Source organism: Wolbachia endosymbiont of Tuta absoluta (assembly GCF_059414725.1).
Map to the genome: position 1 here is coordinate 1 of NZ_JBNRJY010000075.1, position 13,356 is coordinate 13,356.

Consider the following 13,356-nt stretch of genomic DNA (forward strand, 5'->3'; position numbering starts at 1 on the left):
CTATTGCTCTTTTGTTTGCCTATATGCATACAATGTTTCTCAGTAAAGGATATGAGCTGGCTGCACATTATATTAGCGAAGCTATGCCTTCTGTGTTACTCACTGTTTTCTTTTTTATCGCTTGGTTTATATATGATCAAATATTTAGTAAAATGAAGGAAGTAGAGCTGCCTATAGAAATAGAATTAGCTAATTCAGATAATAAAACAACATTTGCTAATGTTATAATTGACGATTCCTTAAAACAACGATTGCAGATTATTTGCTGTAACCAAATGACAGAAGAAATGCGTGAGATGTTTGGAAGTGAAAGTATTAACTCACTAAAAGGTTATATACTGCACGGCCCTCCTGGAAATGGTAAAACACTTATCGCCCGCGCAATTGCAGGTGAATCAAATATGAATTTTATAAGTATCTCAGGTCCAGAACTTATTGGAGTATATATTGGTCATGGTGCACATGCTGTACGCGAGCTTTTTAAAGTAGCGAGAAAATATTCTCCTTGTATAGTATTCATAGATGAAATAGATGCAGTTGCCCAAAAAAGAAGTACCGCTAATAACTCAGCTTACCACTGTCGAGAGAGCTTAACACAGTTACTAACTGAAATAGATGGATTTAAGAGCAGAAAAGATATAATAGTAATTGGTGCAACTAACCTGGTCAATGAGATAGATCCAGCACTTATTAGGCCTGGACGCTTAGGTCAAAGGGTTCATATACCTAATCCAAATGTGGAAACGAGACAAAAGATATTGGAGCTTTATACCAAAAATACAAAAACTGATGGAAGGCTAAATATTCAAGATATTGCAGAAAAAACAGAAGGCTATTCTGGAGCTGAGTTAGAACAACTAGTTAATGAAGCAAAAATATACGCTGCTCTTGAAAGAAAGTCCAAGGTAGTGAGTAAGGAAGATTTCAACCACGCGTTTCAAAAGCTAAATCCAGTACAAGAAAGAGGGAGAATAACATTAGCTTCATGTCAGACACAGACGACAGAAGCCCATTTTGTACAATAAAAACTGGAAGTGTAGCAAGATGTGCCAAATTTCGTTATTGAAAATAAAATTTAAAACTTGCTATCATTTTGCCACTCGTTAGTACCACGGTGGTTTTGTAATAGAACGCAAGCTGCAAAAACTTAAGGAAAAAATGGTCAGTGCTTGACACTGGCATCTAGTTCTTTCTATCAAAAATGCTGTAAAGTGTTCACCAATTTAGTTGGATCCCAGTACTGGAATGATATTATGAAGACCTAGCAGTTTATGACGGTGTCATTCCAGCGCGTGGCGCTGGAATCTAGTTCTTATTACCTGAGTCTTCTGGGTCCCAGTACTCGTATGACAAGAAAAGGGAGTATTGGTTTCAGCATTAGCCATGCATCTGGATCCCAGTATCAAGTACTGGGATGATAAGAGAAAGAGGACACTGGGATGAAATTATGAAGGCCGGGATAAACACTATGAGGACTGGAATGACATTATGAAGGCCTAGCAGTTTATGACGGTGTCATTCCAGTGTGGAATCCAGCTTTTTTGTAACTTCATTGAAAATATCGTATAGCTATTTGTTCACAATTAATTCTTCTGGATCCCAGTACTCGGATGACAAGAAAAGAAACACTGGTTTCAATATTTGCATGCATCTGAACAGATACAGATGGCTAAAATGTTGAAAAAAGCATATGCGTCAAAAGTTTAAAGCTCGCTACCCTAGACTTCTTTGACTTGTTAAGAAAGGTCTTTTTTCCCCAGATTCTATTGTCACATGCTGAAATGACATCTCTTGCTTCTTCATGTAATTATGCAAAAAGTCCTTTGAATTTTTACAGCTTGAAAAATCTTTATAAAATTTACTTTCTTTAAATGCTTTAACTTTCTCTTCATTATTTAGTGAGCCATGTTTAGAAAAATATTCATCTGTCGCTTGAATATATAAATTAATCAGCTCAGGAAAAGTGTAATCAGTTTTGTTGGAAGATTTTAAGCACGTAATTGGCAATTTATGTATATCTTTCTCAGCTTTTTTAGGATCAATATATTCATCATTTTTTCTTAATATTGTATACTGCTTGAAAAATTCTTCATATTCCTCAAAATCTTCAAATACTTCTTTTTTTTGGTAATCTTTTCTTCTACCGCTTTGATCTATTTTTTCTATTTCTGTTGCAAGTTGCGCTGGCTGTTTTATCGTTTTATCTCCCTCTCGATTAAAGTACATTGTATAAGGAGTAATTGAATTTACGATTTTATATGTCTTCCAGTGGCAGCCAAAAATCTTTAGTACCAATTTGATTATCGGAGCAAGAAAAATTTTTAATTTTGCTATGAATCCAAAATAATAAAGAGAAGCTTGTTTAAGTGAACTTGCAGCATTGCTAACGATGCATCTTAAATGTATATCCTTATACTTAAAATTTTTATGAACCTCTGCAGCCACATGTCCACCTAGGCAGTCTCCAAACAATATGATATCATCTGGCTTTATACCTTTTTCCAATAAGTTAGTTACAACTGCTATACCAGATTTAACTCTATTGCTACGTATCAATGAACTGTTTTTACTTAAACCAAGTCCAGGATAATTAAAAAGATGTACAGTTATCCCTTGCTCTGTGGCCCAATTCCAATTTTGGGAATAATCTTTACCAGGGCTTAACGCTCTATTTCCACCAATAAAGTATATCAGATGTTTTTCACCTCGATTATTGTTTTGATTTTTACCAAGAAGCGTAATTGTCTCTATTTTTATCCCGTTTTGAGTTTTTATAAATTCTCTCTCAGTTTGCTCTCTTGTTTCTTTCATATTTTAACTCTCACTATAATTATACAAAAAAATCTTAAAAAATCAACAAAATCTCAATTTTATGAACAATATAAACTTTTTAAAATTCATTGAATTATGCTTTCAAACGGTAGTACCGGGGTGTGAGTATAATGATTATCAATATATAAAAGTCATAGCGGATAGGCTTGAAGCGGCAAGTTCAGGTGAAGTGAAAAGAATAATATTCAATATGCCTCCGCGTTCAATGAAGTCTATTTGTGTAAGTGTTGCATGGCCCGCATGGATACTCGGAAATCAGCCAACTGCAAGAATAATAGTTGCAAGTTATTCTCGGCTCCTCAGCGAAAAGCACTCACTCGATACCAGGTGCATAATGCAATCTGATTGGTATAGAGAGCTATTTCCGAAAGTAGAATTATGCAAAGATCAAAACACTAAATATAAATTTCAAACAGTGCAAAGAGGATGTAGGATTGCAACATCAGTTGGGGGAACATTAACCGGTGAAGGTGGAGATTTCATTATCGTGGATGATCCACTAAGTCCCGCACAAGCTTTGAGCGAAACATTTAGAAAGCGTGCTGCAAACTGGTTTGATCAGGCTTTAGTAACCAGGCTCAACGACAGAAAAAAAGGAGTTATCGTTCTTGTGATGCACAGACTCCATTTAGAAGATTTAACTGGTCACCTCCTCTGTAAACCAAGAAACATATGGCATCATGTCTGTTTACCAATAATAGCTGAAGATAAGGAGATTATTTATTCAGTTAATAATCATATTCCAGAGCATGAACAGGAAATATACTCAAGAAAAGAAGGTCAATTGTTGTATTCCCTAACTGAAGGAAAAGAAGAAATTGAGATGATAAAAGCTGAACTTGGGAGTTATGGTTTTGCTGCTCAATACCAACAAAACCCTCTACCACTTTCAAGTGCTATAATTAAACGAGAGTGGTTGAAGCGCTATAAAAATTTTCCTGATAGCCTCTTGCATGTAACACAAAGTTGGGATACTGCAATTTCAACAAACAATACAAGTGACTTTAGTGTCTGCACTACCTGGACAAAAGTAGATAATACATTCTATTTACTCGATGTATATCGCGCAAAACTTGAATATCCAAAACTTAAAGAGAAAGTTCTGTCGCTGGCTGCAAGGTGGAAGCCACACGCAATTTTAATCGAAGCAAAAGCAAGCGGTCAGCAATTGGTTCAGGAGCTCAGGAAAAACAGTGATTTACCTATTATTCAAATAGTACCACATGATGACAAATTAACTCGATTTCACCGAATTGTCCCAATTATAGAATCTGAGCGGGTTTTTCTCCCTAACCAAGCAGTATGGCTTAGCGACTTTGAGTATGAGATTTTAATGTTTCCAGAAATCCGTCACGACGATCAAGTAGACAGTACCGTGCAATATCTTCAGTGGGTGAGAAATAATATTGCTAGAGTGGTAGCGATACGTTCATTGTAGCTTGAAAAGGTTCCTCGGAATTGTGTATAATTTTTTTAACTGAGTTTTATCCATTTTCTGAATGATATTTTAGGGTTTATTGAAATAAATACTACGCAAAAATTCTATCTCTGGGTGCTTAGATGAATATCTTTATATTAGACGAAAATCCTGTAACTGCAGCACAAATGTTATGCGATAAGCACATAGTAAAAATGCCGCTAGAAACTGCTCAATTGCTTAGCAGTGTTTTTTCAATAGCATTAAAAGAGCCAAATCCTTTAGTCAGCATTACAAACCAGAATATAGAAGTTCCATATAAACTTACTCACAAAAACCATCCTTGTTCTTTATGGGCTAGACAATCAAAAGGAAACTTTGATTGGTTAATAAAACATGGAAAAGAATTGTGTATAGAATATAGCTTGCGATACAAAAGAACGCATAAATCCGAAGAAGTTATAGATTGGTGCGATAATAACAAGGATTTGCTAATATTTCGATCAGCTGATATACAAGCTTTTACACAAGCGTTACCTGATCGATATAAATGTAATAACCCAATAGAAGCATATAGAGAATATTACCTAAAAGAAAAGATGAGATTTGCTAAGTGGGAAAAAGGTAGAGAAGCACCAGATTGGTTGCTAGACAAAATGCTATAGGTTATAAAATTATCCAAACCGATCATAAAAAAGGTAGAATTGAAGTTGCAAAAGCAATGCTGGCTGATAATGTTGATGTTTATCAAGTTTATTGATCTTTCTATTTGTGAGATTAAAGAATTCAGTAAACTGTTATTCCCAGTATATGGTAGGCTACTTGCACTATAGAGTGTCATGTACACATCTGTACTAACAAGCAGAGGTAAATCTAAGTCAGTTTAGATATAACATTTACTTTAAAAAACTTTATTTTACGCTGATATTCTAGCGCTTTTCTGTGGTATTTTGTTGGGGTATAATTTGCAAAACTATCTTCCTTATAGGTTAAAAAATTACACTGCTTTATATGTAACTCTATCCACTCTGCATAATCCTGATGATCAGTTGCAATAAATATTTCACCTGTGACAAGTATTTTTTTTGCTAATAAATTTAAAAATTCCGTATTAATTAACCGTCTTTTGTTGTGACTTCTTTTTGGCCATGGATCTGGAAAGAGAATAAAGAATTTTTCAACACTGTTGTCAGGAAAATTGGCAATTAATTCTCTTGCATCTTCTGTCCATATTAAAATATTTTTTATGCTGTGTGCTTCTATGCTTTTTAGCAAGGAAGAGACCCCCTTTAAATAAGGCTCACATCCTATAAATAATAGATCAGATTCATTGAATGCCTGATGGAGCATATTTTCACCATTACCGAAACCTATTTCTACTCGTATTCTTTTTTGTAAGTCTACGATCTTTTTTATAGATTCCTTGCTGTTTTTAATAGAATACTTCTCCAAAACATTCAACTTCAACCTAGATCTTCTGGAAAATGACCTAATCCAATTATTATTCCTAGATAACATATCTTACATAACTTAATCTTTTATAGCTTAAACAATTCTCGAAATGAATTAATGAGAATTTACTTGTCACTAATTATTAATATTATATAATATATGAGTTCTAATGAAGTTAAAATTAAAAGGTATGGAAAGTACAGTTGCTATCAAGAGGCTATCATCAAATAGGTTCATAGAAGAGATATTTCAAGATCAATTTGATAATCAAGACAATGACTTTTGTGAAGATTCTTTTGCTAACAAAATCAAAGAAGGAGATGTGGTAGAAGGTATAATCACAAGAAGAAATTCTAATGATATTGTGGTTGATGTTGGTTTAAAGTCAGACGGAAGAATTCTGATTAAGGAGCTCAGTTGTAATGATGATATCACTGTTGGCTCGAAAATTAGAGTTTATGTTGAAAGAATTGAAGATTACCATGGTAATGTTGTTCTTAGTCGTGAGAAAGCAATCAGAGACGAAAAATGGAATAAATTGGAAGAAAGCGCAATTACAAAAGATGAAGTAACAGGAATCATTAAACGCTCAATTAAATGCGGTTTTATTGTTGATCTTGGTGATGGAATAAGTGCGTTTTTACCTCTGAGTCATGTGGATTTGAAGCAAATAAAAGATGCTAATCACCTTATTGAAACTGAACAAAAATTCATCGTTCTTAAAATGGATAAGAAGCAGGGGAATATTGTAGTATCAAGAAAGCTGGTATTAGAGAAGTTGCATGCTGGTGAAAAAATTAAGTTTTTAGAATCTTTAAATGAAGGTGATGTAGTAGAAGGCAAAATAAAAAGCATCACTCACTACGGTGCATTTGTTGGCATTCATGAATCAGATACAGTGGGAGTTATAGATGGACTGCTACATATTACAGATATCTCTTGGAGTAATGTAAGTCATCCATCTGCAATTTTTTCTTGTGGTCAGCATATAAAAACTAAAATTATAAAAATAGATAGAGAAAATGGAAAAATCTCCCTGGGTGTAAAACAATTAGGAGACAATCCTTGGCAAGATCTAGAGTCAAAATGCCCAATTAACAGCGTACACAAAGGATGCGTAACGGGTATAAAAGATTGTGGATTCATTGTTGAGATTAAACCTGGGATTGCGGGTTTGGTACACTCATCAGAAATAACTTGGAGCAAGAGTAATTTACCAATTAGTAGTTTTGTAACAATAGGACAAGAAGTGGATGTAAAAATTCTCGGTATTGACATTATTAAAAATAAGATGAGTTTAAGCACAAAAAGGTGCGTAGAGAATCCTTGGCAAGTATTTATTGATAAATATCCTCTTGGTTCTATTGTTTCTGGTAAAGTTAAAAGCAACAATGGTTCACAAATATCTGTGACTTTTGATAATTCTGAGATATCTGAGGACGTAGAAGGAACAATTTATATGCAAAATCTAAGTTGGTCGAAAAACAATTCAGATGAGATAAAAAAGTATAATGTAGGTGATGAAATAGAAGCAAAAGTGATAAGGGCTAACGTAGATCGGACAAGAATTTATCTTGGAGTAAAACAAATAGAGTATGATCCTCTTGAAGAACTGATAGAGAAAGTTAAAGTAGGGGATAAAATTCAGGTTACTGTAAGTAAGAGAGAGGAAAATGGTCTAATCGTTGAAATTGAGAACAATGTAACCCTTTTAGTAGATCAAGAGCATTTACCAGAAAATAAAAAGTTTTCTATATCAGAAAAAATACAAGTTGAAGTAGTAGGTGTTGAAAAATATAATATAATATTATCTGCCAAATAACTTCTTGTGCTTCATATAAATGGCAACGAAATCTGATATAATAGCAAAAGTGGCAAAAAAAAACCTTTTGTTAGATAAGGTTATTATAGCAGCCATAGTTGATAGTTTTTTTCGAGTGTTTTCAAACACGTTAAAATATCATAATAGAGTTGAAATCAGGGGGTTTGGTTCTTTTTCAATTAGAAGCTATAACTTGAAAGAAGCAAGTAATTTGACGTCACAGAAGGTTGCAAAACATCAATACTTTAAAACTTATTTTCGTAGCAGTAAAAAGTTATCCCTCTTGATAAATGAATGAAAATCTATATTGTAAATTTGAAAGTTGTACAATATAGCATCATATGCAAGTAGTAGAAATAGTTATACATAATAACACATATAAAATATCTTGCGAAAGTAAAAAGAAGGACCATTTATTACAACTTGCTAATAGCTTCAACAAGCTAGTTAGCTCCATATCTCAAAGAACTGGAGGTAAGGGCTCAGATGCATTAAATTTCTTACTTGCAGCATTGACTCTCGAAGACAAAATTTTAGAATTAACAAAGCGATTAGACGAAATAAATCAAGAATGCAAAAAGTATAAGGAGGAAAAAAGAGTAGAATATGCTGAAGTATTAGATAGGGTAAACAAGATTATTGGGTGCATAAGTGATTAAAGGAAGCAATCAAATCGACTACCTCACTACTCAAATCAGGGGGGAGAAGTCTCTTACGAGTTATGTAACAATATAATTCGCAATCATCAAGATCAACTATTTTTTCGTATTCAATTAGTTCACTTAAGGAAAATTTATCAAGATATTTCAATGCAAAATGCCCTAAAAGTATATCAGTTTCTTTACAACCCCTATGCCAACTCCTATACATCAGTTTTCTTCTTAATAAGGAGATATCTATCATTGTCATTAAACTTTTTTTTAATTTAAAGACTAAACTAAATACTTGTCAAGCAAGGCGCATTTTAATATACTCAACGTTTGATTAAGATTTAAAACATAGGTGGAATTAATTTCTCATCAACTTAGCGCTGGAATATATTATTTTTTATCGTTTTCTTTAATAATTTCTATCATAGTATTCGTGCATGAATGTGGGCATTATATTGTCGCTAAAGCATGCAAGGTTAAAGTTGAATCTTTTTCTATAGGCTTTGGTCCTGAAATTTTTGGTTTTAACGACAAGTCTGGAACTAGATGGAAATTAAGTGCCTTTCCATTGGGTGGTTACGTTAAAATGTTAGGGGATACTAATGCAGCAAGCGTTCCTGTTGATCAACAAAAATTAACTGAAGAAGAAAAATTATACTCATTCCATACAAAACCTCGATATCAAAAAGCAGCAATAGTTTTTGCAGGGCCTTTTGCAAACATGATATTTACCGTTATAGCCTTCACAATATTTTTCAGCGTGGCAGGTTATTATCGTACTCCACCAGTAATTGGTAATGTAATTGAAGAAAGTGCAGCAAAGCAAGCTGGCCTATTACCAGGTGACACTATTACACAGATCAATGAGTACAAAATAAAATACTTTGAAGATATTTCACGCGTGATAATGTCCAACCCTGAAACAAGAATAGAAATTAAGTATAGCAGAAATAACGAAGAGTACAGAACTATTCTAACTCCGTTTACAGTTGAGGATAGAGATGTCTTTGGTAACATAATAGAAAGAAAAACTATAGGAATTACCTCAATTAATATGATAGGGTTAAAACAGTCATCTTTTCTTGGAGCTGCTAGCCTATCAGTGAATGAAACCTACCACACTATGTGTTTAACAATCAAAGCACTCTTTCAAATTGTTGTTGGTAAAAGGAGTATAAATGAAATAGGTGGGCCAATAAAAATTGCAAAATATTCAGGGCAATCAGCTAAAAAGGGACTTATTATGGTTCTATATTTTATGGCAATTATTTCAGCGAATTTAGCTGCAATTAACTTGCTGCCAATACCACTACTAGATGGTGGGCATTTATTTCATTATATTATAGAAGCAGTTATACGTAGAGATTTGAGTTTGAAATATCAAAAATATGCAGCCACTTTTGGTGCTACCATACTGTTTTTGTTGATGGCAGTTGCAATCACAAATGATATTAGGCATCTTTTTTAAGATACATATGAAAAAGTTATTTCACATACTAATAATAATATTTATTTCTTTTCCCACTCTACTTGTTGCTCTAGAAAATAAGGAAAAAGTACAGATAAAAAATATTAAGTATATTGGCAATGAGCGAGTAAGTGATCAAACAATAAGGTTTTATACAAAATTAGAACCAGGTAATCATATAAATGATGATGATGTAGATTCAGTTATAAAAGATTTATATAAAACAAAGTTATTTGCTAGTATTAACGCCTATATCGATGATGAAAAAAACTTAGTAGTAAAAATTCATGAGAATCCATTGATTAACAAAGTAATATTGAAAGGCAATAAGTTATTTAACAGTAAAGAGTTGCTAAATAACGTTATCCAGTCAAAATCACTAACTATTTTCACTGAAACAAAATTACAAAACGATTTAATAAATCTAGCTACTCTTTATAGGAACAGTGGTAAAATTGGTGTTAAAATTGCATATGAGCTAGATAAGCTTGGTAGCAATAGGATAAACCTAATTTTTAAGATAAAAGAAGGAAGAACTTCTAAAATTAAGGGTTTACGATTTATAGGTAATAAAAACTTTTCAGCAAATGAGTTAGAGCAAGTTATCAAAAGGCATAGCAATGATATATTTAGTAAGTTATTTAGAGCCATTTTTAAAAGCGGAACTCATTATTCACCTCAATATCTACTGATTAACACAGAACTGCTTGATCGCTTCTATTCATCTAAGGGATATATTCAAAATAATATCCAACCAATTGTTGAGGTTGATAATAATAACCAAATAGAGTTAACTTTTTTGATTGATGAAAAGCAGCAATACTTATTTGGAAATAATGAAGTTGATATTGAAACTGAGATTCAGGATTTAAGTTTAAGGGAAGAAATATTAGAATTTATCAAAGAGGAAAATAATCAAATATTTAATAGAGTTAAAATTAACAATACAGCAGAAAAAATAAGTAAACATTTAAGCGAAAAAGGATATATATTTGCAAAAGTTAATCCAGAATATACACAACATAACAATATTGTGGATGTAACTTACAAAGTGCTACCAGGTAAAAAGATTTATATAAACCAAATTACTATTGATGGCAATGACCGCACTTTAGATAAAGTAATTAGAAGAAAACTTAGCATGGCAGAAGGTGACGCATATAACACATCTGAGATCCAAAAATCACGTAGAAAATTGATATATAGTGATTTCTTTGAAACAGTAAAAATAAATAGTTATACAGTGGATGACAATGCAGTGAATCTTGATTTAAATGTTAAAGAAAAAAGAACTGCCTCGTTATCTTTAACAGGTGGTATGTCTCTTCCTGGTGGAGTATTTGTTAAAACCGATTTCACAGATCGTAATTTATTTGGTAGTGGTAAAGAAGTATCTTTTGCTCTTGAAAAAAGTCAATATGTTCTTTCTACTAGTATAGACGCTGTTGAAAATAATTTTAACGACTCTGATACTTCACTAGGCATGGGTGTTTTTTATGAAAAACAAGACAAACCAAACACTACTTTCGATACCTGCAACTGGGGAGGAATAGCAAAAGTATCATATAAAATCTCAGAAAATCTAACCAATTCCTTTCAATATTCTTATAAGTATAATCACATACACATGGACAATAAGGGTGGAAAAGATGAGGATATCTCTGAGATAATAAGAGATCAAGAAGGTGAGTATCAGGTTTCATCAGTGGGATATACGTTATCATACAATAAACTGGATAACCTCTATACTCCTAAAGAGGGATATTTATTGCGCTTAAATCAGGATATTTCAGGATTGGGAGGAAATGTAAATTTCCTAAAATCTGAATTCTTATCTTTTTATACACATCCTATATTAAGCAAAATTGATGATGATATAACACTGCGCTTTAAAGTAGCAGCAGGTCATATTTTTTCTTATACCGATGAAGATCTAAACATTGGCCAGCACTTTTTTAAAGGGGGTAATGAGATTAGAGGATTTGACCTTTCCGGCATTGGACCAAGAGCAGAAGACAAAAATCAAAGCTCATTGGGAGGCAAAACTTATTTTAATTTAACACAGCAAGTAGATTTTCCACTATCTAAATTATACGACTATGCTGGTATCAAAGGCTCACTATTTGTTGACTATGCAACACTTTTTGGTTTAGATGAAAAGAAGAGATATAGTGGGAAATATTACGATAGTAAGCTTATAAGAGTATCACCAGGTTTTGGCTTTTCAATGCCTTCTCCTTTTGGTAGAATTAGATTAGATTTTGGGTTTCCTTTAGTAAAGGAAGCTTATGACATAATACCATCGACAAACGTTAAAATTTCTATTGAAGCGGGGATTTAAATGAAATATATACAGTTATTTACATCAGTTATTGCCTTAATTATTTCCTTATTTGTGGGGTATAAGTTTGTAGGGTATCAACCTCAGAGCACGCTTAATACAAAGGCTGCCATTATTGATAGTGATAAGGTTATCAATGAATCTCTGGCTCTGCAAAATATACAACAACAAATAAAGGAGCAGAATTCTAGATTACAGAAGGAATTTGAAAATGAGTTAGAAAAATTTAAGCCATCGAAAGAAGAATTTGACCTTTTGTCAGAAGAAGCAAAAAAAGAAAAGACAGAACAATTTAGTAAGCATACTGTAAGTGTTAGGGATAATTACGCTAAGAAAATGTCACATTTAGAAGAAAATTATAGAGAAGCAGTAGAAAGTGTCTTTAACAAGATAAAAGAAGTTGCTAAAAAAACAGCAGAAAAAAACAACATAGATTTGGTACTATTTATTTCAAAAAAGAATCAAGTTTTATACTCTATGGATGAAGTAGATTTATCGGATGTAGTATTAAAAAATGTAAACAAGGAAATACCCGAATTTGCTTTGCAAAACATTGAATAGACTTATGCAATGTAATATCAGTGATATTATAAAAATACTACCACATTCTTATCCTTTTCTCTTAGTAGATAGGGTTATAGAATGCGAACCTGGTGAAAGTATAAAAGCAATCAAAAATGTGACTTTCAACGAGCAATTTTTTATTGGTCATTTTCCTGGCCATCCGATAATGCCAGGAGTTTTGATAATTGAGTCTTTAGCTCAGGCATCTGCTATATGTGTCCTCGGTAAAGAAACAATAGAAAATAAAGTTGTTTACTTGAGATCCATTGAAAATGCAAAATTCACAAAGCCAGTTACTCCAGGAGACGTATTGATTCTTCAAGCTAATATTCAAAGTGTGCGTTTAGGTCTACACAAATTTGAGTGTGTTGCATATGTTAAGGAAGAAAAAGTTGCAGAAGCAATAATCTCAGCAGCATTAAAAAATAAATAAAATCTTCATTTGTAAGAAACAGTATGTACACTGTATAGTATAAAGATGCAACTGAATTTCAAAATCTCATTTTCAAACTTATACACTCGTAGTGAATTAATAAAGTTAGATAAGGCGTTTTTGGATTACATAAAATCGTGCGATGAAAGCTTGTTTTATTCATTAGTTGAAGCAAGAGAAAAAGCAGCTTCTTCTTCGATGTCATCCCAGTGTTCATCCCAGTGCTTGACACTGGGATCGATCATCATGATGGTCACATTACGCATTTTCAGGCATTTGTAACCGCGCTATCAAGCACAGTAGGTCTTGGAACTGTTGCTGGTGTTGCAATTGCAATTTCAATGGGAGGGCCAGGAGCGGTACCTTGGATGATGATC

13 protein-coding genes and 2 pseudogenes are annotated in these 13,356 nt (G+C 32.9%); 12 read left to right on the forward strand and 3 right to left on the reverse strand.

Features of this window, described 5'->3' with window-relative positions; translation table 11 throughout:
* A partial coding sequence (locus ACJ5GX_RS00805; protein ID WP_495292589.1) for an ATP-binding protein occupies window positions 1-1,025 on the forward strand: 1,025 nt, incomplete at its 5' end.
* Between the two features lie 688 nt (window positions 1,026-1,713).
* Here the strand turns inward: ACJ5GX_RS00805 and ACJ5GX_RS00810 are convergent.
* Entirely contained in the window at window positions 1,714-2,811 is a 1,098-nt protein-coding gene (locus tag ACJ5GX_RS00810; RefSeq protein ID WP_052264664.1) for an alpha/beta hydrolase family protein, read from the reverse strand.
* 61 nt (window positions 2,812-2,872) lie between these two features.
* On the opposite strand from ACJ5GX_RS00810, the gene terL reads away from it, so the two are divergent.
* Window positions 2,873-4,270, forward strand: coding sequence for a phage terminase large subunit (gene terL, locus ACJ5GX_RS00815; protein ID WP_012481978.1), 1,398 nt, complete (start codon window positions 2,873-2,875; stop codon window positions 4,268-4,270).
* Window positions 4,271-4,392: 122 nt separating this feature from the next.
* Window positions 4,393-4,914 (forward strand): pyrimidine dimer DNA glycosylase/endonuclease V, encoded by a 522-nt coding sequence (locus tag ACJ5GX_RS00820; RefSeq protein ID WP_007302421.1) that lies wholly within the window; start codon window positions 4,393-4,395, stop codon window positions 4,912-4,914.
* A 208-nt stretch (window positions 4,915-5,122) separates the two neighbouring features.
* On the opposite strand, the gene trmB is transcribed toward ACJ5GX_RS00820, so the two are convergent.
* Window positions 5,123-5,767, reverse strand: a complete 645-nt coding sequence (gene trmB, locus ACJ5GX_RS00825; RefSeq protein WP_007302420.1) for a tRNA (guanosine(46)-N7)-methyltransferase TrmB — start codon at window positions 5,765-5,767, stop codon at window positions 5,123-5,125.
* A 103-nt stretch (window positions 5,768-5,870) separates the two neighbouring features.
* Here trmB and ACJ5GX_RS00830 point away from each other — a divergent pair, with 103 nt between their 5' ends.
* The 3 genes from ACJ5GX_RS00830 to ACJ5GX_RS00840 are packed head-to-tail and all read left to right on the forward strand — an operon-like array spanning window position 5,871 to window position 8,182.
* On the forward strand, window positions 5,871-7,523 hold the full coding sequence (locus ACJ5GX_RS00830) for a 30S ribosomal protein S1 (protein ID WP_052264995.1): 1,653 nt from the start codon (window positions 5,871-5,873) through the stop codon (window positions 7,521-7,523).
* Window positions 7,524-7,542: 19 nt separating this feature from the next.
* Window positions 7,543-7,821 carry an HU family DNA-binding protein gene (locus ACJ5GX_RS00835; RefSeq protein ID WP_007302418.1) on the forward strand — a complete coding sequence of 93 codons (279 nt, stop codon included), beginning with the start codon at window positions 7,543-7,545 and terminating at the stop codon, window positions 7,819-7,821.
* 43 nt (window positions 7,822-7,864) lie between these two features.
* Window positions 7,865-8,182: a cell division protein ZapA gene (locus ACJ5GX_RS00840; protein WP_007302417.1), complete on the forward strand. Its 318-nt coding sequence runs from the start codon at window positions 7,865-7,867 to the stop codon at window positions 8,180-8,182.
* Here the strand turns inward: ACJ5GX_RS00840 and ACJ5GX_RS00845 are convergent.
* On the reverse strand, window positions 8,160-8,426 hold the full coding sequence (locus ACJ5GX_RS00845; RefSeq protein ID WP_019236875.1) for a succinate dehydrogenase assembly factor 2: 267 nt from the start codon (window positions 8,424-8,426) through the stop codon (window positions 8,160-8,162). The two genes, ACJ5GX_RS00840 and ACJ5GX_RS00845, sit on opposite strands and share 23 nt — an antisense overlap.
* Before the next feature lie 99 nt (window positions 8,427-8,525).
* Here ACJ5GX_RS00845 and rseP point away from each other — a divergent pair, with 99 nt between their 5' ends.
* From rseP to ACJ5GX_RS00875, 6 genes and pseudogenes are all read left to right on the forward strand, one after another.
* Entirely contained in the window at window positions 8,526-9,641 is a 1,116-nt protein-coding gene (gene rseP, locus ACJ5GX_RS00850; RefSeq protein ID WP_007302416.1) for an RIP metalloprotease RseP, read from the forward strand.
* 7 nt (window positions 9,642-9,648) lie between these two features.
* The gene (bamA, locus tag ACJ5GX_RS00855; protein ID WP_052265000.1) at window positions 9,649-11,982 is read left to right on the forward strand and encodes an outer membrane protein assembly factor BamA; all 2,334 of its coding nucleotides are present in this window, start codon (window positions 9,649-9,651) and stop codon (window positions 11,980-11,982) included.
* Complete coding sequence (locus tag ACJ5GX_RS00860) at window positions 11,983-12,543, forward strand: OmpH family outer membrane protein (protein WP_052264996.1); 561 nt, start codon at window positions 11,983-11,985, stop codon at window positions 12,541-12,543.
* A gap of 4 nt (window positions 12,544-12,547) precedes the next feature.
* Complete coding sequence (gene fabZ, locus ACJ5GX_RS00865; protein ID WP_052265001.1) at window positions 12,548-12,979, forward strand: 3-hydroxyacyl-ACP dehydratase FabZ; 432 nt, start codon at window positions 12,548-12,550, stop codon at window positions 12,977-12,979.
* 45 nt (window positions 12,980-13,024) lie between these two features.
* Window positions 13,025-13,219, forward strand: a pseudogene (locus tag ACJ5GX_RS00870) (hypothetical protein); the annotation flags it as partial.
* Window positions 13,219-13,356 (forward strand): annotated as a pseudogene (locus ACJ5GX_RS00875) (alanine:cation symporter family protein); the annotation flags it as partial. The pseudogenes ACJ5GX_RS00870 and ACJ5GX_RS00875, both read left to right, overlap by 1 nt.